General features: G+C 49.6%; 18 protein-coding genes and 1 riboswitch. Of the genes, 13 read left to right on the top strand and 5 right to left on the bottom strand.

Annotated features, from left to right (window positions below; all coding sequences use genetic code 11):
* From H8L47_RS29575 to H8L47_RS27770, 7 genes are all read left to right on the top strand, one after another.
* The coding region (locus H8L47_RS29575; RefSeq protein WP_222616709.1) for a hypothetical protein at nucleotides 1–200 on the top strand (200 nt) is incomplete at its 5' end.
* Between the two features lie 529 nt (nucleotides 201–729).
* The gene (locus H8L47_RS27795) at nucleotides 730–1,326 is read left to right on the top strand and encodes a GspH/FimT family pseudopilin (RefSeq protein ID WP_186957081.1); all 597 of its coding nucleotides are present in this window, start codon (nucleotides 730–732) and stop codon (nucleotides 1,324–1,326) included.
* Nucleotides 1,327–1,333: 7 nt separating this feature from the next.
* A complete protein-coding gene (gene pilV / locus H8L47_RS27790; RefSeq protein ID WP_186957080.1) occupies nucleotides 1,334–1,888 on the top strand; it encodes a type IV pilus modification protein PilV in 555 nt (184 codons plus the stop codon).
* Between the two features lie 11 nt (nucleotides 1,889–1,899).
* On the top strand, nucleotides 1,900–2,856 hold the full coding sequence (locus H8L47_RS30375; protein ID WP_186957079.1) for a PilW family protein: 957 nt from the start codon (nucleotides 1,900–1,902) through the stop codon (nucleotides 2,854–2,856).
* Nucleotides 2,853–3,413, top strand: a complete 561-nt coding sequence (locus H8L47_RS27780) for a pilus assembly PilX family protein (protein ID WP_186957078.1) — start codon at nucleotides 2,853–2,855, stop codon at nucleotides 3,411–3,413. Before H8L47_RS30375 ends, H8L47_RS27780 begins: the two co-directional genes overlap by 4 nt.
* Nucleotides 3,414–3,463: 50 nt before the next feature.
* Nucleotides 3,464–6,961 (top strand): pilus assembly protein, encoded by a 3,498-nt coding sequence (locus H8L47_RS27775; protein ID WP_186957077.1) that lies wholly within the window; start codon nucleotides 3,464–3,466, stop codon nucleotides 6,959–6,961.
* 33 nt (nucleotides 6,962–6,994) lie between these two features.
* On the top strand, nucleotides 6,995–7,435 hold the full coding sequence (locus H8L47_RS27770) for a type IV pilin protein (RefSeq protein ID WP_329605504.1): 441 nt from the start codon (nucleotides 6,995–6,997) through the stop codon (nucleotides 7,433–7,435).
* A gap of 17 nt (nucleotides 7,436–7,452) precedes the next feature.
* Here the strand turns inward: H8L47_RS27770 and nrdR are convergent, their stop codons facing one another.
* Nucleotides 7,453–7,905, bottom strand: a complete 453-nt coding sequence (nrdR, locus tag H8L47_RS27765) for a transcriptional regulator NrdR (RefSeq protein WP_186957075.1) — start codon at nucleotides 7,903–7,905, stop codon at nucleotides 7,453–7,455.
* Nucleotides 7,906–8,028: 123 nt separating this feature from the next.
* Entirely contained in the window at nucleotides 8,029–9,279 is a 1,251-nt protein-coding gene (glyA, locus tag H8L47_RS27760; protein WP_186957074.1) for a serine hydroxymethyltransferase, read from the bottom strand.
* A 90-nt stretch (nucleotides 9,280–9,369) separates the two neighbouring features.
* Nucleotides 9,370–9,506, bottom strand: a riboswitch (ZMP/ZTP riboswitch).
* 199 nt (nucleotides 9,507–9,705) lie between these two features.
* Between glyA and H8L47_RS27755 the strand changes: the two genes are divergently transcribed.
* From H8L47_RS27755 to H8L47_RS27730, 6 genes are all read left to right on the top strand, one after another.
* The gene (locus H8L47_RS27755) at nucleotides 9,706–10,458 is read left to right on the top strand and encodes an SDR family NAD(P)-dependent oxidoreductase (protein WP_186957073.1); all 753 of its coding nucleotides are present in this window, start codon (nucleotides 9,706–9,708) and stop codon (nucleotides 10,456–10,458) included.
* A 143-nt stretch (nucleotides 10,459–10,601) separates the two neighbouring features.
* Nucleotides 10,602–11,000, top strand: coding sequence for a tol-pal system-associated acyl-CoA thioesterase (ybgC, locus tag H8L47_RS27750; protein ID WP_186957072.1), 399 nt, complete (start codon nucleotides 10,602–10,604; stop codon nucleotides 10,998–11,000).
* Nucleotides 11,001–11,061: 61 nt separating this feature from the next.
* On the top strand, nucleotides 11,062–11,757 hold the full coding sequence (tolQ, locus tag H8L47_RS27745) for a protein TolQ (protein ID WP_186957071.1): 696 nt from the start codon (nucleotides 11,062–11,064) through the stop codon (nucleotides 11,755–11,757).
* A gap of 16 nt (nucleotides 11,758–11,773) precedes the next feature.
* Complete coding sequence (locus H8L47_RS27740) at nucleotides 11,774–12,217, top strand: ExbD/TolR family protein (protein WP_186957070.1); 444 nt, start codon at nucleotides 11,774–11,776, stop codon at nucleotides 12,215–12,217.
* A gap of 10 nt (nucleotides 12,218–12,227) precedes the next feature.
* On the top strand, nucleotides 12,228–14,090 hold the full coding sequence (locus H8L47_RS27735) for an autotransporter assembly complex protein TamA (protein WP_186957069.1): 1,863 nt from the start codon (nucleotides 12,228–12,230) through the stop codon (nucleotides 14,088–14,090).
* 1 nt (nucleotide 14,091) lies between these two features.
* Nucleotides 14,092–18,255, top strand: coding sequence for a translocation/assembly module TamB domain-containing protein (locus H8L47_RS27730; RefSeq protein ID WP_186957068.1), 4,164 nt, complete (start codon nucleotides 14,092–14,094; stop codon nucleotides 18,253–18,255).
* A gap of 81 nt (nucleotides 18,256–18,336) precedes the next feature.
* Here H8L47_RS27730 and H8L47_RS27725 read toward each other — a convergent pair whose 3' ends face one another.
* From H8L47_RS27725 to H8L47_RS27715, 3 genes are all read right to left on the bottom strand, one after another.
* Entirely contained in the window at nucleotides 18,337–21,210 is a 2,874-nt protein-coding gene (locus tag H8L47_RS27725) for a M16 family metallopeptidase (protein WP_186957067.1), read from the bottom strand.
* 107 nt (nucleotides 21,211–21,317) lie between these two features.
* Nucleotides 21,318–22,112 (bottom strand): hypothetical protein, encoded by a 795-nt coding sequence (locus H8L47_RS27720; protein ID WP_186957066.1) that lies wholly within the window; start codon nucleotides 22,110–22,112, stop codon nucleotides 21,318–21,320.
* 130 nt (nucleotides 22,113–22,242) lie between these two features.
* A complete protein-coding gene (locus H8L47_RS27715; RefSeq protein ID WP_186957065.1) occupies nucleotides 22,243–22,752 on the bottom strand; it encodes a DUF2867 domain-containing protein in 510 nt (169 codons plus the stop codon).
* Nucleotides 22,753–22,754 lie beyond the last annotated feature (2 nt).

Genomic DNA, 22,754 nt, shown 5'->3' with positions numbered 1-22,754 from the left:
TGAAACGATTACGCGCCAATGATAGTGCTGCAACCAGTGTGAAAGTAGGTTATCGTCAGGCTTTTATTCCGCATACCCCCGCTTATTCAGTTAAGCGGGGGTTTTGCTTTTGTGCGCGCAACAAAAAAAACAAAAATAACAAACAAAAACAAGGTCAAGACCTCTCAACAATGAGGCACCCAAACACAGAGTCGCACTGAGGAAGACATGCGGGATTCTTTGAGACAAGCAAGAACAGCAAAAACAGGAGAACTTCTCTGCTGTTACTCCGGGTCTTTGGCTCTTCACTTCACTCTTTATTTTTATGTTGCAGAGAGCGATTTGTCGCAGTAGGTTGCGCCGCGCGCACCACTTGTGTACTTTGCACATCTCCGGGATCATCACAACCAACGAGACTGGAGCTCCAGTTAGATAGCACCAGCCATTGTTGGCGAGAGGATGCTGGGCTTAGCTCCCTTGCAACCAGGATTGTTTGTTGAATAGTGCTCTTTAATGCACGACCCGGGCTTTGTGTGCAGAGGCTGGCATTTCAGCGTAAAACCTTCAAATCGCTCCTGCACGGTCAAGAGGATGCCAGACTTGTTTATATTGCCATTCAAGGTCACAATGATTTTGTAGGGTAACAGCTGTATATCTTCCACTCATCAGTAGAAGCTTACCGTTAATCGCGAAAGCATTGATGCATGCAGGCAATCAAATATATGATGTACAAACATAAGGCGAAAGAGTATGAACATGCAAAAATATAAACTGCTGCACTCACAACATGGCTTTACCTTGCTAGAACTATTAGTCGTGGTAGCCATCGTTGGCATCATTACAGCTATCGCCTTGCCAAACTACAGGTCGTTTCTCGTCAGTAATCGTAGTGCAACAAATACAGCTCTTTTGCATGGCGCGATCACACATGCAAAAACACTGGCTGGAATTAGCGGTGCGGTCACCATCTGCAAAAGTGAGAATCCTGATGCGCCCACACCGACTTGTTCCAATGTGGTCAGCAATGGTGCCGCAAACACTGGATGGGGTAGTGGCTGGATTCTTTTTCAAGATAGAAATGCCAATGGTCAATATGATGTCGGCGACACCCTTGTAAAGGTACAGCCGCCCTTGTTTTTGGGTGTTGCCGCAGGCTCTATCATTCCCGTACCAGCCGCACAATCCATTACCCTTGGAGGCATAGGCGGCACCACGATTGCCGGCGCTGCCATGTATTTTTATGTCAAACCACCGGATTCCTATGTAGGTCCTACCTATAACCGATATGTCTGCCTTTCCACCATAAGAAAAGTCAGTGTTGTAAAAACTTTACCTTGTCCTGCTTGAGGCTGTCATGAAACAGTTTAATTTCTATAAACAAAAAGGCGTCTCGATGGTAGAAATCGTCGTGGCCATGGTCATTCTGTCGATAGGGCTTTTGGGCGTTGCCAGCTTGCAGGCGAATACCTTGAAATATTTGAAGGCCTCAAACTATCGCTCCGAGGCCAGCCAGGCTGTATATGAAATCGCAGACCGCATGCGTGCTAATTTTATGGCAATTCAGGTAAAGACTCCTGCTGGGACTATTATTTATCCCAACTTCTATAGTTATCAAACCGCATATAGCGCGACTGTAGCAAGTTTACCAACGGTACCGCCATGTGCGGTGCCTATCAGTTGCACGCCTAAAGAAGTTGCGGATAAGGACGTGGCGGAGTGGCTGAGAAACCTTGGGACCCGCATGAATGGTGGTGCAGGCAATATCAGTCAGAATGCTAATGGTGGCTACGACATCTATGTTATGTGGAAGGAAGTCAATTATACGGCGCTCGACCCTTCATGCCCGAATGGTACTCCACCCTCACCAGGTGCTGGCGTGCGTTGTATAAAATTAAGTATTACACCTTAAGCGAGGCGAATGTGAACGGTATTAATTTAAGATATTCCCAAGGGAGGTCCCTGGTTGAGTTGATGATATCCATGACAATTGGGCTTATCATTTCGCTGGCCGTGACTTCACTATTTGTCAATAACTCAAAAACATATAAAGTCTTCGATGACAAATCAGTCATGGAAGAGAACGGCAGGATGGCTTTAAACATGATTGCCTATCATGTGCGTATGGCACATACAGCACCAACGAAAAATACTTCAAATCAAGCTGAAAGCGGCGGAGGTGTTTCTACTTATGACACCGCTCTGTTCGGAGATGCAATTTTTGGTTGTAGTGGAGGCTTTCTTTCGCCTGTTGCCGTTCCCGCTGCTTGTAATCCAGCCACTACGGGCCCTGATAGCCTGTTGATCCGTTATGTGGTTGATATTGATAATGCCAATGCGGCTGCAGCTTCACTTGCTGCGCCAACTGATTGTTTGGGGCAGATGGTACCGTCAGGTCCTGAAAATTTTACAGTAGAAAATCGTTATTACATCGCGAGCAATCCTGCAACAAATCAAAGAGAACTTTATTGTGCGGGAAATGGCGGTGTTCCACTTGGCGCCCCATTGCAGGCTGGAAGGCCAATCATGGAAAATGTAGTTGATATGAAAATTATCTATGGTTATGACCCCAATTATACTAAATCAGTAAATAGTTTTTATAGCGCTGTCGATTTGGCGTCTCCGACCGTGCCGGAACCAAATGAAGCGTTGCGATACCCGCTGCCACTTGATCCCTCGGATAAGGATAGCAAGTGGAGCCGTGTAATCTCAGCAAAAATCTGTATGGTAATGCGTTCTGGCAATGATGGACTGACACCAAAACCCATGACATATACAAATTGCTCTGGCTCTGTCGTTACTGCGACGGATAAACGCCTATATTCAACGTTTTCAACTGTAGTTGGCATACGTGGCCGCCTTCCTGGAAGAACATTATGAAAAATCTACACAACTCCCAAAAGGGCTTTGTCATGTTGACAGCCATGGTATTTCTCCTGGTTTTGACGATTCTGGCCCTGACTGCTGTGCGCAGAGCAACACAGGGTGAGAATATAGCCAAGAATATGGGGGAACAGAACGTTGCTTTTCAAACGGCTGAAACCGCCTTGCGTTACTGTCAAAAAGATTTTGAGCTTACTCTTGCTGGAGGATCAGCATTACCTTTGGGTACTGTTCAAACAGTGCATGGCATACCCATCAATTTGTATCAGGGCGGATTTCCTGATTTCCTTCTCCCTGACCTCTGGAGAACGAGAAGTAACTGGATCACTCGAGGATTCAAGCTGCCCGCCAACACTGTGCAGTATGTGTCCGAGCAGCCAGAATGCATCATCGAGGAATGGATCAAGCCAAATAAAGATGGCTATGGACTGGGCAGTAATGCGGGTAGTGCAAATTTGAAATCATCCTACGTAATTACTGCAAGAGCTCAGGGAGTGAATTCTAATTCAGTAGTCTGGTTGCAAGTAATCTGGTATCTCGGTAGTGGCTCGTAATTTTCGCTGTACGCTACTCAAGGCAGGTAAAGTAAATTGAAGAGGACATCATGACGAATAATTTAAGAAAACCAATCAGCTACTATTTGATCTGTGCACTGGCTGCACAGTTTGGCTGGTCTGCTTACGCACATGCAGGCATTTCACAAATGCCTCCACTGGTGAAGCCTAATGTGCCACCAAATATTTTTTACACGCTGGATGATTCTGGCTCCATGATGTTTGAGATGTTGCCCGACAATATCGCAAGAACTGGCAATAATGACGCAAGTGGCACTGGGTATAGTAATTACTGCACTAATGCTGGCGGTTGCTGGGTTACCAGTATGTTCCCAAGGCCTGCGAATATTTATAATATTGCTGGTGACTACGCTCTGCAGAATCGTGTGGTTGTTGGTTTTAATCACAATATTACAGTAGCGCGCTGGCGCTCGTCGGATGTCAATAAAGCGTATTATGACCCCAAGGTTTTGTATCAGCCTTGGGCGAGCCCTACAGGTGGTCTAATGGCACCCGCCAACCCCCAGGCTGCCCTATTGAATCCCGTTGCTCCTGACGGTGGTACGAATACCACTGTGATGAATTTGACGCAGAATCAAACCTTTGCCGATGGCTATGTAGCATGGCTGAATAATGCGGCAACTGCTTATGATACTGCGGGCCGTACCATATTTCCAGCTTTGTACTACATTTATAACCCGGGCGGTAGCTGCAACAAGAGTACCTTGTCTTGCTATACCAGGGTTGAAATCAAGACTGGCACAAGCTTGCCAGCCAAAGCTGCTACGCGTACAGATTGCCCAGGCAGCTCTTGTACCATTGCGCAAGAACAGCAAAATTTTGCTAACTGGTTTCAATACTACCGCTCACGTATTCTTGCAGCGCGTGCTGGCACAGGGCAGGCATTCTCCAAGCAAAGTGCAACCTTGCGGGTAGGCTTTGGTACGATCAATACCGCTGGCACTGTGATTAGCAGGATTTCCGACGATTTTAGTGATCCCAACAAAACCGCCTTCTTGAACACCCTGTACAAGCATAGAATGCCTGCGTCAAGCACACCTTTGCGCAAGGCGGTTGATGAAGTAGGGCAGTATTTCAGGAATCGGACCGCCACAGGCCCATGGCAAACACAATATGGCGTTGGTGCAACCACGACACAACTGACATGCCGCCAGAACTATAATATTTTGATGACGGATGGCTATTGGAATGATGCTGCCGCTGGCGGTGGTCGCACTCTCAATTACGATGGCACGGCTGGTCCCACTATCACAGGGCCAAATGCATCAACTTTTACCTACAATCCGGCGAATCCAGTCGGACCATACGCAGATACCTTTGATAATACACTGGCAGATATCGCGTTTTACTATTGGTCGCGTGATTTGCGCGAGGACTGGGGGCCTGAAAAGAAAAATGTTCCAGTCTCTGGTGCCGATCCAGCTTTCTGGCAGCATTTGGTGCATTTTACAGTCGGCCTCGGAGTAGCCGGTAATTTGAATTACCCTGGCGATTTGCCTGCATTAACTGCTGGAACCAAGCTGTGGCCAAATGGCGCATCAAATCAAATTGATGATCTGTGGCACGCTGCTGTAAATTCACGCGGCAAATTCTTTAGTGCATCCAATCCTACAGAGTTTTCTGCTGCGCTTGAATCGTCATTGAATACGATTTCTGAGCGCGTAGGTGATGCTGCTGCGGTCGGTACATCCAGCAATACAGTCGGTAGCGGCACTAGTTTATATACTTCCAGCTACCGTACGTCTGACTGGTCTGGCAAGATTGTGCAAAGACCATTGGACGCAGACGGCAACCTGACAGCAACTGGCTGGGTTGGCTCCGTACCTGCATTTGCGACAAGAAAAGACCAGGTGTACACCTATGTTGATGCAGCGACAAAAGGGCGAAAATTTGAACTGGCGAATCTGACCCCAACTGATCAGGCTTATTTTACAACTGAAGCGGCCACTTATACTCCTGCCAACTCTGTCACGGGAGCCAATATTGTGGACTATATAAAAGGCGGCCCTGACCTTGCGATATTGCGGCCACGTACCCAGGCATTTGGTGATTTTGTAAACTCAGCACCGCAGTACCTTAAAGAAGGCAATAATGATGGTTACAATTTCTTGCCAGCGACTGCTCCCGAAAAAGCAAATTCGTATAATGATTTCCTGACATCCAAGGCTGGACGTGCCCCTATGGTCTACATTGGTGGCAATGATGGTATGTTGCATGCACTTGATGGTGCGACCGGTGCCGAGAAATTTGCTTATGTGCCTAAAGGCATTATGAGCACGTTGCCACAACTTTCCAGAACGACTTACGGGCATAAATTTTATGTGGATGGTACGCCTACATTGGGTGATTACTGGAATTCAGGCTGGAAGACTGCACTGGTAGGAACGACTGGTGCGGGTGGTCGCTCTGTGTTTGCACTTGATGTGACGAATCCGACAGGCTTTGATCAAAGCAAGGTTTTATGGGAAGTCACCTCAGCAGACCAACCTGATCTTGGATATACCATAGGCAATGCAAAAATAGGCCGTATGCCCAACGGTGACTGGGTTGCAGTACTGGGAAATGGCTACGAGAGTGCAAACAAGCGTGCAGTCTTGTTTTTGATCCGGCTAAAAGATGGGCAAGTCACTAAAATTGATACTGGTGTAGGTAGTGCGGGAGCTCCAAATGGCTTGTCTTCACCAACCTTGCTGTTCAACGTAGACTCGACCATTAAGGCGATTTATGCTGGCGACATCCAGGGTAATCTGTGGAAATTCAGTACAAGTAATAGTGGGGCATCTGTTGCCTTCTCTGGGGTACCTTTGTTCAAGGCAGTGCGCTCAAGCAAACAGCAGCCAATTACTGCGCAACCAGACCTTACTTTTCATCCCAAAGGCGGAGTAATGGTACTGTTTGGAACCGGCAAGGTGTACGAGACCGACGATGCCTTGAATACGGATGTTCAATCCATGTACGGAGTATGGGACAATACCGGTGTTGCAAATGTTACAGCGAGTGCCATTACTGGAGGTCCGTCAGCACTGCAAAAGCAAACGTTGACTGCGTCTGGTAACAGTTATACTGTTGATAATAAGACGGTGGATTATGCTGTGAAACGCGGCTGGTATTTAGATCTTGATACCGTCCTTTCTACTGGTGAGCGCATTACGATAGACCCACAAGTGTATTATGATGAAGTCATCTTTACGTCTATTATTCCTGCTGGTGCGACAGATACTTGCTCCTCTGACGGAAAATCAACGACATTTATCTTGCGTGCGTTGACGGGTGGTATTTTTCCTTACCCGGTATTCGATACAACTGGCGACGGTAAAGTAGATTCGTCCGATACATTGATCGCAGGCAAACAAGGTACCTTGACCTTCGGTACTACGATTTTGCAAAAAGGGAATAAGTCGATTATCTATCAACCACCATCATCGGGATCTACTGATGTGAATGGACCTAAACCGACTAAAATGGATATTTCTCAAGGCGCGAATCCAGCGACCCGTGTTTGGAAACAATTGCTGCGCACAGATTAAGAAGTCCAACAGATAATTAAGTAGAGGTGTTAAGTGTTGCTACGTAAACGTGAAAAGGGTTTTACCCTGATAGAACTCATGATTGTTGTTGCCATAATGGGTATATTGGCAGCAATTGTCGTGCCGTCCTACCTTGATAATGTGAGGAAGGGGCGTCGTAATGATGCAAAGGCCAAACTGACGGAGAATGTGCAGTTTATGGAAGCTTTTCTGTCAATTAATGAAAGATACGATCGCGATAAAGGAGGGACGAACGTCGCGTTGCCAATTCTGGTTAGTCCCGCCGGAGCAACAGGGGGTAATGTAGACTACAACATTAGTTTTTCTGCACCGACCACGGCGGTAACCTATACGATCCAGGCTGTTCCAGTCAACAAGATGGCTGGAGATGCCTGCGGGACTTTTACGATCAACAATGCTGGCGCGCGTACCGTATCAGGCTCGCTTAGCATGGCAGACTGCTGGTACAAATAAGCGGTATTTTTTGTACCTCAGTTCTTCCTGACCTCTTGTATCGCCTCGGCAAATTCGGATACATCCTCAAAGCTTTTGTAGACAGAAGCGAAGCGGATGTAGGCGATTTTGTCGAGGCGTTTCAATTCGCGCATGACCAGTTCACCCAGGTGGCCGGAAATGACCTCGCGCTCTCCGCTGGACAATAATTTTTCTTCTATTCTTTGTATGGCGGTCTCGACTGCTTCGGCTGATACGGGTCGCTTGCGTAATGCGAGCATCAGGCTGGCGCGCAGCTTGGTTGTCTCATATTCTGTACGGCTGCCATTTTTCTTGACGATGACGGGCATCACCAGTTCTATGCGCTCATAGGTAGTGAAGCGCTTGTCACAGTCGGCACACCGGCGGCGCCGGCGTATGACATTGCCTTCTTCTGAAACGCGAGTGTCTATGACCTGGGTGTCATCGAGGTGGCAAAAAGGGCATTTCATAGCGTATGGTGCTCCGTTGGTTTTTCTAATTGTTTTTTATATTTTGATGATACAAAAAAGCCACTCAAGCGAGTGGCTTTTATTGTGCTGTCTGATACTTAAGCCTTGCTTCAGTCGAATCTCTTAAGCTTGATACACTGGGAAAGCATCTGTCAATTGTTTGACTTCGGCCTTCACGCGTTCTATCGTCGCTGCATCATGCGGATTGTCGAGTACGTCGGCAATCAGATTACCTACTTTAACTGCTTGTTCTTCCTTGAAACCACGGGTGGTGAAGGCAGGGCTGCCCAGACGGATACCGGAAGTGACCATCGGTTTTTGCGGGTCGTTAGGGATGCCGTTCTTGTTGCAAGTCATATGGGCAGAACCCAGTATGGCTTCGGCTTCTTTGCCTGTCAAACCTTTAGGACGCAGGTCGACCAGCATAACGTGGGATTCGGTACGACCAGAAACGATACGCAGGCCACGTTCAGTCAAGGTGTTTGCCAATGCAGCAGCATTCTTGACGACTTGTTCCTGGTAAGCCTTGAATTCTGGCGTCAGTGCCTCTTTGAACGCAACTGCTTTACCAGCGATGACGTGCATTAACGGGCCACCCTGGATGCCTGGGAAGATCGCCGAATTGATCTTCTTGGCGATCGCTTCATCATTCGTCAAAATGATACCGCCACGTGGGCCGCGCAGGCTCTTATGAGTCGTGGATGTGACTACATCAGCGAAAGGCACAGGGTTAGGATAAACACCCGCAGCGATCAGGCCAGCATAGTGGGCCATGTCAACCATGAAGTAAGCGCCGATTTCTTTGGCGATTTTGGAGAAGCGTTCAAAGTCTATGCGCAAGGCAAATGCAGAAGCACCGGCAATGATCAGTTTAGGCTTGGTTTCGCGCGCCAGTTTTTCCATTGCATCGTAATCGATATCTTCTTGCTCATTGAGGCCATAAGACACGACGTTGAACCATTTGCCTGACATATTCAAAGGCATGCCGTGGGTCAGGTGGCCACCTTCAGCCAGGCTCATGCCCATGATGGTGTCGCCCGGATTCAGCAAGGCAAAGAATACGCCCTGGTTGGCTTGTGAGCCAGAGTTAGGCTGTACATTGGCAAAGTTGGCATTGAACAATTGCTTCAGGCGATCAATAGCCAGTTGTTCGACGACATCCACGTGCTCGCAACCACCGTAATAGCGCTTGCCTGGATAGCCTTCTGCATATTTATTGGTCAACTGGGAGCCCTGGGCTTCCATGACTGCTGGGGAACAATAGTTTTCAGAGGCGATCAACTCGATATGCTCTTGTTGACGGACGTTTTCTTTTTGTATCGTAGCAAACAGTTCTGGATCTACGTTGGCGAGAGTATGATTTTTTGCAAACATGGCGGTTCCTGATTATTCCTGTTAATAAACAATGATTGTTGTTAATGAGGTGTCTGAAACGGATAGGGGGCAGCCTCATTGCTTTTACCATCAGGCTACCCAGGCGCACGGCTGGAGTCAGTTTGACTCCGAAATCTCACGCTTCCCGATGGATCTCCATCTTGGGCCAGGATGCTTGCCCGTCTAACAGGGCAGATATGGCCACTTCGCCAGTCACGTGAGATGAAATGGTGCAAGGATTTTACGTGATGACGTTTGAATGGGCAAGTGTCAGCGTCGCTATTGAAAAAATTAATGTTCGCACAAGTATGTATCCCGAAATTTTCGACGCTCAAGTATTGGATGGCAAAAGCACTTAAAATAGTATGCTTCAGAGCTGCATATGTCAGCTAGGCAGGTTACCTACAAAAAATGAAGGAATTCAGCATGATCGTATTGATTACCGGCGCAAGCTCAGGTTTTGGTGAAGAAATGGCGCGCAAATTTGTCCGGGAAGGGCATAAAGTCATCGCAGCAGCCCGCCGCACTGACAGACTGGATGCCTTGAAAGCTGAACTCGGCGCAGCCTTGTTGCCAGTGACACTGGATGTCACCAGCAAGGACTCCATCCAGCACGCGCTGGCAGGTTTGAGTGCAGAATGGAAAAACATAGACGTACTGGTCAATAATGCCGGCCTGGCACTGGGCACTGAACCGGCACACCTGGCTTCCCAGGATGAATGGGATACCATGATAGACACCAATACCAAGGGTCTGGTCACAGTCACCAGGGCAATTCTGCCAGACATGGTGGCACGTGGCACTGGCCTGGTCATCAATATAGGCTCTGTGGCTGGTGAAACACCTTATCCAGGCGGCAATGTTTACGGCGCAACCAAGGCTTTTGTCGATCAATTCACCCGCAATTTGCGTGCTGACCTGGTGGGTACAGGGGTGCGTGCCACCAATATTGCTCCCGGCCTGTGTGGTGGCACTGAATTTTCCAATGTACGCTTCCGTGGCAATGATGATGCGGCAGCCAAGGTCTATGAAGGCACAGTACCGCTGACGGCTGTCGATATCGCTGAAACAGCCTGGTGGATCGCTACCTTGCCTGCGCATGTGAATATCAACCACATAGAGATGATGCCAACTTGCCAGGGTTATGGACCACTTGTGATCAAGCGCGCTACAGCGTGATCCTCCAGCAGTTTCTGAGATGTGCTACTGCCGTCAACGATGACGGCAGTAGCCAGTACTCGCCTCCCGCATGGCATATATCCCCTTGAGCATGAGTGACAAAGAGCAAATATACGCACTGAATAGCTGGTAAAGTTTATACTATGAAAACAGAATTTGTATGGCCAGTCAGGGTCTACTATGAAGACACGGATGCTGGCGGCATCGTTTTTTACGCGAACTACCTGAAGTTTTTTGAGCGTGCCCGTACTGAATGGCTCCGGGCTGCGGGCGTCAATCAGCAGCAAATGGCCGATGAACATGGTTTGATGTTTGTCGTCAAAGCCACCGCAGTCGAGTATCATGCACCCGCCAGGCTTGATGATGAACTAAGACTGACTGTTGTGGTCGAAAAGCTGGGCCGCGCGTCTGTACAGTTTGTGCAAGAGGCCTGGTGTGGTCAGCGTTTGCTCGCCAGCGGCAAAATCAAGGTGGGCTGTGTCAGCAAGGCTGAAGTCAGGCCAGCGGCGATTCCTGCTGAAGTGTTGGCGAAGATAGGCTGAGATTATTTTATATTTTAGGGCGGTAACAATGCCCGCTGTTTTGTTTTTGAATTGATTCAATATGACTGTTACCCAAGACCTCTCATTTTTAAGTCTGATCGCAAATGCCTCGATTCTGGTGCAATTGGTCATGGCACTGTTGTTAGGCGTGTCGCTGACCAGCTGGACTTACATCTTCAGCAAAATGTTCGCTATCAAAAAAGCACGCGGACAAACAGAAGAATTTGAACGCAACTTCTGGTCCGGTGGTAATTTGGTTGATTTGTATGCTGCTGCAACGAATAGCCGTCGTGCTGGCCGCGATACCAGTGGCGCTCTCGAACGTATCTTCGAAGCAGGCATGAGCGAATATCATAAGGTCAAGACCGCCAACAAGGCGGCGCTGGATGCTGGTGCCATGCTGGACGGTGCGCGTCGTGCTATGCGCGCTTCTTATCAGCGTGAAATGGATTTGCTGGAGTCGCACTTGTCCTTCCTGGCTTCCGTCGGCTCTGTCTCCCCATACATTGGTTTGTTCGGTACAGTCTGGGGCATCATGAATTCTTTCCGTGGCCTGGCCAATGTACAGCAGGCGACACTCGCAGCCGTGGCCCCCGGCATTGCTGAGGCCCTGATTGCGACGGCAATTGGCTTGTTTGCGGCTATTCCTGCCGTGCTAGCCTATAACCGTTATTCCCACGATATCGACAGGCTGGCGATACGCTTTGAAACTTTTATCGAGGAATTCTCGAATATTCTCCAGCGTCAGTCACGCTAAGGACGAATGAAATAGCATGAGTACCCTGCGTGGCGAACGTAAACGCAAATTCAAGGCAGAGATCAATGTCGTTCCGTATATCGACGTGATGCTGGTGTTGCTGGTGATTTTCATGGTGTGCGCGCCGATGACCAATCCCAGCGTCATCAACCTGCCCACTGCCGGACAATCTACCCAGCCGCCATCTGATTACATAGAAATCACTTTGCGACCCGATGCGGCTTCCACCATCAGCATCAATAGCAAAGCTGGCAGCAATGGCAATAACCGTCAGGAAAGCAAGGAAGAAGCAAAAGACCGCAAGCAGTTGATGCAAAAACTGCGCGAGTATCATGATGCCAAACCTGAGTTATCCGTATTGGTATCTGCTGATAAAGGCATGATTTATGACGAGGTCATACAAGTGATTTCAGAAGCAAAAAAACTCGGCATCAATCGCGTTGGTCTGGCGACCAAGTGAGTTTTCTTAGATGCAGATAAACCTGCGCCCGCTACTGATATTCTTCTGTGCTGTTGGCTTTTGCAGTGCAGGCACGGTCAGGGCGCAGCAGACTGTGCCAACTGAAGCTCCAGCCGCTGGCTTGCCTGCACCTGATGGCGATAGCGAAGCGTCTGCCAGTACGATCAGCACGGCCAGCAGCGGCCGCTTGCAACTGGTGGCTGCCAAATCGCGTTGGGCAGATTTACTGAGGGAGCATATCCCGGAATTTGCCAACAATGCCGAAGCACAAAATATCACCCCCGCACTGATCAAGAGATTACGCCTGGATATCAGCAATATCCTCTCCACAGAAGGCTATTTTTCGCCGCAAATCCAGTTTGACAACCCCGATCAGGCCGCAGCCCCTGGCACAGCAAGTAAAATCATCCGTGTCACAGTCGAGGCGGGGCCACGCACAGTCATCGAGAATGTATCACTAAAAGTGCTGGGGCCCATGGCCGATGCCATTGATGCAGGCGACAAAGCCGTTACTAAAAGACGGCGCGCCCTGCAGGAAGACTGGGGCCTGGCAGTGGGCCAGCCATTTCGTGAAAATGACTGGTCAGACTCGAAGAACCAATTGCTGGAGAGTCTGAGGTCTGACACCTATGCCGCAGCCGGCATGACCTTCAGTGAAGCAAAAATTAATGCTGATCAGCATAGTGCAGTCCTAAAGGTTGACGTTGATAGCGGACCGGTTTTCACTTTGGGTGAAATGCGCGTCACTGGTTTGCAGCGTTATCCATCCTGGCTGATAGAGCGCTATCAGGCGCCTCGAAAGGGAGAAGTATATTCTCGTTCGCGCTTACTGGATTTCCAGCGCTCTTTGCAAAACTCGCCTTACTTTGCGACCGTGGCGGTGGGTATAGATCCTGATCCTGAAAAAGCCGACGCTGTGCCAGTTGATGTTACTGTCGTGGAACGCCAGGCTCGCGATCTGAGTTTTGGTTTGGGTTACAGCACCAATACTGGCTACCGCAGCGAGGTGGCTTATCGTGATCGCAACATCCTTGACCAGGCTTGGGATTTGCGCAGTGCCGTCAGGCTGGAGCAACGCCGCCAACTTGGCTACGTCGATATTTACCTCCCGCCCCGGGAGAGCAAATTCCTCGATTCTTTTGGTGTGCTGGTAGAGCGTGAGAATATTGCTGGCGTACGTTCCAGCCGCAGCGCCCTGGGTGTAAAACGCACCAGTACACGCGGGCATCTGGAACAGCGCCTGGGCTTGAATATCGTCAGGGAAAAAATTTCTCCTGATGGTGAGGCAGAAGAAGTCAACAAAGCCCTGGTTGCCAGCATAGGCTGGACCTGGCGCGATGTCGATCAGCCCTTTGATCCGCGCAAAGGGCAGATTTTGCAATTTGATCTTGCTGCCTCCGAAAAAGCATTGCTGTCTGATCAGCGCTTCATACGCAGTTATGCGAAATACCAGCGCTGGATACCAGTACGCAAAACCGACACTGTGATCTTGCGCGCTGAACTTGGTGCTGTTTTTTCCAAAGATGAAGAGGGTATCCCGGAAGACTATCTGTTCCGTACCGGTGGCAGCACCACAGTGCGCGGCTATGGGTATCAAACCCTGGGCATACAACATATAGGCAGCACCCGTGGTGGTCGCGTCATGGCAACGGCCAGTGCAGAATATGTGCATTGGTTGAATTCATCCTGGGGCGCTGCCACTTTTCTGGATGTGGGCAATGCTGCCGACAACTGGCGTGAGTTGAACTTAAAGCAAGGCATGGGTGTGGGTGCGCGTTATAAAACCCCCGCAGGCCCGATAGCACTTGATCTGGCTTATGGTCGCCAGGCGAAAAAAGTGCGACTGGATTTTTCTATCGCTATCGCGTTCTGATATGAGTGCAAACGACAAAGATCAGGTAGAGAAAAAACTGCCCGCTAAAAAAAAGCGACGTCCTTTGCGCCGCTTAAGCTGGTTCACGGCAAAGTTGTTTCTGCTATTGATTTTTGTATCTGGCCTCGTTCTGACCTGGATGTACAAAACTGAAAGCGGCACGAAAACTGCGTTGTCCATGCTTGAAAAGCTGAGTGTCGGTAGCCTTAAGTTCAGTGGTGTGCAAGGCACACTGGATGATGAACTCAAGCTTGATGAATTCAGTTTCATTTCCCAGGATTTGCATGTCAAGGGAAGCGCTGTCATATTGCAGTGGCGGCCAACTGCCTTGTGGCGACGTCACATCGATATCACTAGTCTGCAGTTAATTGCATTGACTGTTGCCACCCGTTCAAGTGAAAGTGCGGCCAGCATACCTGTTGATATCGGTCTGCCCTTTAGCCTGAATGCACCCAGGCTGGCATTGGGGCGTTTGCATATCGCCAGCTTGATGGATGGCGGCAAGCAGGTAGAAACCCTGCAACTCAGCGGCTTGACTGGCAGTTTTTCTTATCAGGACAAGCAATTCAAGGCACAAACGATACTGACCAGCCCCTGGGGCAAGCTAACAGGCAATGCTGATCTTGGCAGCCTCGCGCCTTTCAAATTGAATAGTCGCCTGAGCCTGCAAGGAAAACTTCAGGAAGGCATACCGCCAGTTACCTTGCAGGGCGTGGTTTCTGGCAGCCTGCATGACATGCAAGTTGCACTTGAGGCGGCGCTGGATAGTGCAACTGACAAAACCATCAAAAATCAGCACCTGCAAGGTCATGCCAAAGCACGCATCAGCGCATTCACTGCACCGTATGTACGCGAGCTGGATATCGATGTTCAGCATCTTGACCCATCTGCCTGGCAAGCAGGTGCACCGCAAGCAGACTTGCGCATATTGACGCAACTGAAACCAGTCAGCGCTGACAAGAAAAAAAATCCTGAATTTGGTTTGACCGGCCCCATCACTATTCACAATGCCCAGGCTGCCAGTATCAATAAGCAAGGCTTGCCTGTGCAGTCGCTCAGTACCAAATTATTCTGGCAAGGCCAGCACCTGAGCTTGAAGGACCTGGCTGTGCAACTGGCAGGCAAGGGCAAGTTACACGGTGAAGCCGATATCAACTGGCAAGCAGCTGACCTACAAGCTGACTTGAAGCTAAACCTGGTCAACATCGACCTCAATCAAATCGACCAGCGTCTGCATGCCAGCAATATACAGGGCAAGTTTTTTGCCCAGACCGCAAAAGATAAAAGCATCAAGCTGCAGGCAAAGTTACAGGACGCTCGCGCCAGCCTGAATGCAGAAGCCAGTTATCAGCATGAAAAACTGCTCTTGAAACTGGATAAAATTGATTTGCAGGCAGAAGACGCTCACTTGCAAGGCACAGGCGATATCAGCTTCGCTGGCAAGCAGGTATTCAATCTCAAAGCCAGCCTCAAGGACTTTGATCCGGCACGCTGGGTGGCAACACCTGCAGGTCGTTTGCAGGCCGATTTCAGTGCTCACGGTCAGCTTTTGCCACGGCTGGATGTACAAGCGAATCTGCAGCAATTGCAAGGGCAATATGCAGGTCAGGCTGTGCAGGCAGGTATGGACATGCGCTGGCTGCAAGATCAACAGCTACAAGTCAAACAACTGGATCTGCGCTTTGGTAAAAATACCCTGACGGGGCAAGGTAACTGGGGTAGTGCAGATGATATCTTGAAGCTCAATATTGATGCCCAGGATTTAAGCCACCTGAACCCCTTGCTCAGCAATTGGCAATTGGCCCTGGGAGGTAATCTGAAAGCCGATGCCACTTTGCGTGGCCGCTTCAATCAACCTGCCGGCAGTCTTGACGCCCTGGCAAAACAAGTCATCATCAAGCGCGGCAATCAGCAAATCAGCATCGCCGAGTTAAAGTCGCGCCTGAATCTGGCAAATGGTATCAAGGGACAATTTGAAGGGGAGATTGTTGCCAGTCATATTGCTAGTGAGGTGCCCGCTTCAAGCAATGCAACTAACACGTCCGTCAGCGCTGCCGTCAACCACAAGCCAGACAAAATCGAACAAGTGATTTTGAAACTGCAGGGTAGGCGCGATGCCCATAAGCTGAGTCTGGAAACCATTTTCCCCAATAAACAAACCCTCAGCCTAGCTGCCAGTGGAAGTATGCAGGCTGACGCAAAAAATGACGCTGCCTGGTCATGGAATGGTCAATTGCAGGCATTGAATTTAAACGGCCAGCCTGATCTGCGCTTGCAAAGTTCAGCGTCTCTGCAAGTATCTGCACAGGCTGTGCGTCTGGGTAGCCTGTCGCTGCAAAGTGCCATGGGTAAGCTGCAACTGGATGAACTGGAATGGACTCCGGCCGCACTCAAGACCAGTGGCCAGGTCAGCGATGTCCAGGTAGTGGAAATTACCAACCTGTTTTATCCTCAGCACGCAGTCAGCGGCAACCTGAAGTTGAATGCGCAATGGAAATTGCAATTAAAAGAGAGTGCTCAAGGCGAAATCAAATTGCAGCGCCAGAGTGGTGATTTACGCTTCAATGATCCTGAAGGAACCGGTACTTCAGTGGCCCTCGGGATAAGGGCAGTGCAATTGCAGATGAAGCTGGGTGGCCTGGTAGCAGGTAGTGCGGGCGAAAATGTGAGCCTGGATTTAGTTGCTGATGGTAGTCGCCTGGGACAATGGCAAGTCAAGGCAAATACGCAGTTGAGCAAACAAAACGATGCCTGGACAATTCTGGCAAGCGCGCCACTCAGCGGGCAAATCACTGCAGCCGTGCCTGATCTGCAATGGCTGGGGCCTTTCATCAATCCTGGCGTGGTGCTTAAAGGTAAACTGAATGCCGATGCACGCCTGTCAGGCAGCATAGGCAAACCAGGCTACCGTGCCACTCTGGCCGGGCGTGAAATGGAAATCGCCTTTGCATCCGAAGGTTTGCTGTTGCCAAATGGCAGCTTTGATGCGCAGATAGAAGACAAACACCTGAAAGTGACGAACCTGCAATTTTCTAACACCGTCACGAACATGCCACGTCATGCGCAATTCCAGGGCGTGAACTGGATAGGAAGAAAAGGCGAATTCAAAGCCAGTGGCGATATCGACATCGGCAAGGAAACCGGCAGCATACAGGCGCAATGGACCCAGTTCCCGCTCCTGCAACGCAAAGACAGGTGGCTGGTCGTCTCCGGTGAGGCGAACATCGTTGAAACCAATAATATCTGGAGCCTGACCGGCAAAGTGCTGGCTGATGGTGCTTACTTCAGGCTGCCAAAATTACCCCCGCCAAGTCTGTCCAGCGATGTCGTGGTGATACGCAAGACTGACAAGGCAGTGGCCAAGGCGGCTGAGGCGGACAGCAATCGCAAAAGCTTGAAAACCCGTGTCGATGTCAGTTTCGATATGGGGCCGCGCTTTGTCTTCGTTGGTCGTGGCCTCGATACCGGGCTGGAAGGCAGCTTGCGCCTGCGTTCCATCGATGGCAGCCCCTTGCAGGCAAATGGCTCGATACGTACCCTGAAGGGCGTTTATGAAGGCTATGGACAGCAATTGGAAATAGAACGCGGGATACTGAATTTCCAGGGGCCACCATCCAATCCCGGCTTGAACATCCGCGCCCTGCGCAAAGGCTTGCCAATCGAAGCTGGCGTGGAAGTGTTCGGCACAGTCAGCGCGCCACAAGTCAGGCTGGTGTCTGAACCTGACGTGCCCGATGCAGAAAAACTCTCATGGCTGGTGTTGGGGCGTGGCTCTGATCAGCTCGCCAGCGGCGATGCCTCGCTGCTGATGTCGGCAGCAACGGCAATTTTCGGGGGCGATGGCAGCCGCAATGTGCCGCGCGACATCGTGCAAGGCCTGGGTTTTGATGAGTTTTCGATAGGCTCTTCTTCAAATGGATCATCCAGCCGTTTGCCAGGGCAAACCATTGCCGGTTCCACAGGCACCAGCAATGCCACGACAGACCAGGTCGTCAGCGTAGGCAAGCGCCTCATGCCTGGCCTGGTACTATCAGTTGAACGTGGCTTGTCTGACGCCAGTGGCGGCATCAAGCTGAGCTGGCAATTGACCAGGAGGATCAGCATCATTGGCCGCGCTGGCAATGAATCTGCGGTGGATGTGAATTACACTTTCTCCTTCAATTAAGGCATACAAAAAATAAGGGGCAATCCATGAAGATTGCCCCTCCTGATTGCCCTTGCTGTATAGTCTTGAGCCAATTGGATCTTACTTGCTCGCCTTTTTCTGCTCAGGATACATCACGATCTGCGCATAATTCTGAAAGTTGAAATAACGCTGGGCGGCTTCCTTGATTTGTGCTGGCGTAATCGCACGTATGCGTTTTTCCACCGTCAATATGGATTCAGCGTCGGTTTTGTAGAACACCGTATTTTGCAAGTGATTCAGCCAATTCTCATTGCTGCGCAATTCTTGCTGGTGTTCTTTCAGCCATGACTGCTTCACCTTGTTCAAGTCTTCCACTTGCGGGCCAGATTGCTGCAGTTTTTTGATTTCGGCAAACAGGGCCGCAATGACCTTGTCCACATTCTCAGGGCTGCATGGCAGCTCTGCATCTATGCTGTACCTGTTTTGTGGGATGCGTTCAAACGATCCATTCATGCCGCCACTATAGATCAGGCCCTGCTTTTCACGCAGCACGTCGATGATCTTCAAGTTCAAGATATCCACCATGGCATGAAAGCGACCATTTTCTTCTCTTGAGTAGGTCGACGGGCCATTAAAACTCAAGACCACGGTACTTTTCTCTTCGCCACCGATATACACGTCTTTCTTGGCCACACCTTGTACGGGATTTACATGCAAATCCTGGTACTCCGTCTTGATATCAGCATTCGGCAAGCTGGCCAGATAAGTCGCAATCAGGGGTTTGATTTTATCCAGTTCAAAACTGCCGACAAAAATGAAATGCATGTCCTTGGCACTGCCGTAGCGTGACTGATAAATTTCCATGCTGCGGTCCAGCGAGATTTTGTCAAAATCTTCTACCCTGGCCAAACGCGAGACGCGTGGATGATCTTTATAGATAGTCGTTGTAATTGCATCTGAAAAAATAGCTTCAGGACGTGCCGAGGTGTTTCTGGCAAGTTCTTTTTGCGCGCTGATCAGTGTCTGGAACATCACCTCATCCTTGCGCGGGCTGGTCAGGCGCAGGTACAGCAATTGCAGCATGGTTTCTATATCATTGCTGCTCGATGCGCCACCTATGCTCTCGGAATAATTATCCATGCTGGTCCTGACATTGGCTGATTTGCCTGCCAGTGTTTCCTGCAAATCTTTTTGACTGAACTTGCCCATGCCCATGCCCCAGACCACAGGATTGCTATAAAAAGTATTGTAATAATCAGCGTCAGGGAACAAAGACATGCCACCAGCCCGACGCGCGCTCAACAAGACTTGATCATTCTTGAAATCAGTTTTTTTCAGTGTGACCTTGACGCCATTCGATAAAGTCATTTCTACAAGACCCAGCAATTTGTTTTCTTTTTCAGAAACGATCTGGCCGGGTTGGGGTAGTGTCGCCATCAGGCTGGCATTGGCAACATTTTCTGCCTTGGCCTCGGCTGGCTTTTGTTCTGCCTTGGCAGCCATACCCAGCAAATCTGCTTCGCTCGGTATGGTTTCGCCCGCCTTGTTTGATCCTACGTAAAACATCAGTTTGACGCTATCATCCGGCGTCGCTTGCTTGGCAAAGCGATTCATTTCTTCCAGCGAAATACCATCGGCAAATTCCTTGAAGTACAGGTATTCGTTCTTGATGCCAGGGATCGGTTCATTGGTCAGGAAATTGCGTATATATTCTGCCGCAAAGCTGGCCGAGTTGGATTTGCTGCGCTCATTGAACATGCTTTCATATTCACGTGCTTCGATCTTCTTGGCCCTGTCAAGTTCGGCAGCCGTAAAACCAAATTGGCGCACACTGTTTTTCTCATGCATCAATGCATCCAGTGCTGGCTGTATGCCTGCTTGCGACAGCATGGCAGTCGATATGAAAGAATCATAACCGGATACCACAGGCTCACTACCAGCAGAAGCCCCGAGGAAAGGTGGCTTGGCCTGCTCGGTCAATGCGCCCAGACGGCGGTTTAACATGGCCTTGTACAAACCTCGGACAATATCCTGGCGGTAGTCGGCAATCACATTATGCGGCGACTGTTTTTCCAGCGGATAGCGCAACATCAGCAAATTATTGGTGGCTTCCTTATCGGTAATCACCAAGGCTTTGGAGGCAGTATTTTTGGGGATGCTGATTTCAGGCCTGGCGCGCGCAGGCACGGGGTTTTTCAAACCTGAAAAATACTTGTGTACCATCTTCTCGGCTTCATCAGGCTGTACATCGCCAATGACGACCACAGCCATCAAGTCTGGCCTGTACCAATCCTTGTAAAAACGGCGCAGGGCATCATGCTTGAATTGCCTGATGATGTCCTCTTTACCTATGGGCAGGCGCTCGGCATATTTTGATCCATTGAATACCTCGGGCAGTAACTGGCGTGTCATGCGGTCACTGGCACCTTTGCCCTGGCGCGCCTCTTCCAGAATAATGCCGCGTTCCTTGTCTATGTCGGTGGCCTTCATCTCCACGCCTTGTGCCCAGTCAGCCAATACCTGGAAACCTGTCTTCAGGTAAGCAGGCTTGTCGGTAGGGATGGGCAGGATATATACCGTCTCATCAAAGCTGGTATAGGCATTCAGGTCAGCACCAAATTTCACCCCTATGGATTGCAGGTAAGAAATCAGTTGATGCTTCTTGAAATGTTTGGAACCATTGAAAGCCATATGCTCAGTAAAATGCGCCAACCCTTGCTGGTCATCATCCTCCAGCACAGACCCCGCTTTGACGACCAGACGCAACTCCACCTTCTTGCGTGGCGTATCGTTTTTTTGGATATAGTAAGTCAGGCCGTTTTCGAGCTTGCCCCGTTTCAAATCAGGATTGATGGGGATGGGGTCATTTAAGCGTATCTCTGCCAATGCTGGCAGACTGATAGGCAAACTGACGAACAGCAAGAACAGCGTGGTTGCCAGGCCTTTGCCTGGTGTTGATGATTTTGTGGCTAAGGTTTTTACGGTGTTTGGCATGAATAGCAGCGAAGGCTAGATAAAAATGCCAGTGTACCTTGTTGGCGAGATGCCGGTGGAATGGGCTTTGTATCGATTTGCTACAGGGATGTGTGCCTGAACTATGTTTAGCTACCACAACCCCCGCCGCAGCCACCGCCGCAACTTGAGCCACCCCCATCGCAGCTACCGCCGCCGGAGTCACAACTGCCATTGTCAAGACTGCTACTACTGCCGCTGCTTCCGCAAGATGAGCCATTATTGGCCGCCTGTGCTTGCTTTTTCACCATTTCTTCATAGGCCAAGGTAGAGATCAAGCCTGCCGCCAGCAACTGTGCCGCGCCTAAGCTTTCCGGGTAGGTGGATTTGCCCGCACCTACGCCTCGCGAGTTCATATTCTGGAAACCTACACGGGCAGATGTCGCAAAGTAAGAATAATCATGTGGCATATGCAGCTTGCCATCCAGGGCAAACAGGCGAGGGACAGAGGAGCTGCCAGGCCAGCTACCTTCTGCTCTCTGTGCCGTGACCAGGCAATTGGCCAGAGCCAGATCCATCTCGCTGGCCATCTGTTCTGCTTCCACATGCGGTATGGTGCTGCCAAAGTGTTTGCAGCAAAACTTGTCCAGATGGATGGATGACCAGTCATTCCATGCATGCCAGACAGAATCTGCCGCCTTTGACGGTAGCGCACAAGCTTGTTTGCTGCGCTGGACACAACTGAAGAACATCATCAGCCCCTCAGCTGCACGGGTAAAAAAAACGGCATCACTAGGGATGCCGGGGAATTCATTTTTTGCAGTTGTCTGCCAATGCAGGAACACTGCATTTGGTATCTCAACCAACTGACGCCTGTAGTCGGAAAATTCGGTGATATTCCTGGCCCGCATCATTTGGTATTTTTGTTTTAATTTACTTAGCATCGTCTTTAATCTCCTTTTCTCTCTTGTTGTAGTGATTTCATCTTAGAGAGGATTTGTGACAAATGCATGACAAAAATGATGAGGGAAAATACGTATATGGTTTATCTCCTACTTAACGGAAAATTCTCTTTTATGCCTTGGCGAGAATGGCAGGCGCAATGACTTTATGCGCTGGCCCGACGAAAACCATATACGCTCTCCCCAGATTATTGTGTACATGCACCACGGTGCTGAGAACGATAAAGGGCTGGCCATCCCTGGTTTGCTTACAGACCGATACCTTGACATCCAGATGCTTGTCAGAATCGCAGAGTATGACTTCTTCATCTGACTTGTACACCAGTGAAAATATTCCGGCCTTGTCACCGACCTGATAGTCTTCTGCAGACTTGCTCTTGTTCAGTGCCTTCATCCCACCCACATTCTTTAAACCAAATAAAACCACCACGCGATTACGTATGCCCATCAAGGCATTGACCCAGGCTGGCGTTTTGGCAAAGGTGTTCATATAGATTTGCATCGCGCTTAATCCTGCATGATCGAATGGCGTTTGAAAGCAATCATAAAAATAGGCACCGGGTATATCTTCAGCAATTTTGCTCTTGGCAGGGATTGCGGTTTCTTTTACTTTTGGGTTCATGA

Origin of the sequence: Undibacterium umbellatum (genome assembly GCF_014284125.1) — a bacterium.
Classification (GTDB): domain Bacteria; phylum Pseudomonadota; class Gammaproteobacteria; order Burkholderiales; family Burkholderiaceae_D; genus Undibacterium; species Undibacterium umbellatum.
This window is presented reverse-complemented; position numbering and strand designations above follow the sequence as displayed.

Coding starts and splice junctions, on each gene's coding strand:
- H8L47_RS27715 (WP_186957065.1), bottom strand. CDS start 22,752: ATGAACCCAAAAGTAAAAGAAACCGCAATCCCTGCCAAGAGCAAAATT.
- H8L47_RS27775 (WP_186957077.1), top strand. CDS start 3,464: ATGACGAATAATTTAAGAAAACCAATCAGCTACTATTTGATCTGTGCA.
- H8L47_RS27720 (WP_186957066.1), bottom strand. CDS start 22,112: ATGCTAAGTAAATTAAAACAAAAATACCAAATGATGCGGGCCAGGAAT.
- H8L47_RS27730 (WP_186957068.1), top strand. CDS start 14,092: ATGAGTGCAAACGACAAAGATCAGGTAGAGAAAAAACTGCCCGCTAAA.
- H8L47_RS27795 (WP_186957081.1), top strand. CDS start 730: ATGAACATGCAAAAATATAAACTGCTGCACTCACAACATGGCTTTACC.
- pilV (WP_186957080.1), top strand. CDS start 1,334: ATGAAACAGTTTAATTTCTATAAACAAAAAGGCGTCTCGATGGTAGAA.
- glyA (WP_186957074.1), bottom strand. CDS start 9,279: ATGTTTGCAAAAAATCATACTCTCGCCAACGTAGATCCAGAACTGTTT.
- tolQ (WP_186957071.1), top strand. CDS start 11,062: ATGACTGTTACCCAAGACCTCTCATTTTTAAGTCTGATCGCAAATGCC.
- nrdR (WP_186957075.1), bottom strand. CDS start 7,905: ATGAAATGCCCTTTTTGCCACCTCGATGACACCCAGGTCATAGACACT.
- H8L47_RS27725 (WP_186957067.1), bottom strand. CDS start 21,210: ATGCCAAACACCGTAAAAACCTTAGCCACAAAATCATCAACACCAGGC.
- ybgC (WP_186957072.1), top strand. CDS start 10,602: ATGAAAACAGAATTTGTATGGCCAGTCAGGGTCTACTATGAAGACACG.
- H8L47_RS27755 (WP_186957073.1), top strand. CDS start 9,706: ATGATCGTATTGATTACCGGCGCAAGCTCAGGTTTTGGTGAAGAAATG.
- H8L47_RS27740 (WP_186957070.1), top strand. CDS start 11,774: ATGAGTACCCTGCGTGGCGAACGTAAACGCAAATTCAAGGCAGAGATC.
- H8L47_RS27735 (WP_186957069.1), top strand. CDS start 12,228: ATGCAGATAAACCTGCGCCCGCTACTGATATTCTTCTGTGCTGTTGGC.
- H8L47_RS27780 (WP_186957078.1), top strand. CDS start 2,853: ATGAAAAATCTACACAACTCCCAAAAGGGCTTTGTCATGTTGACAGCC.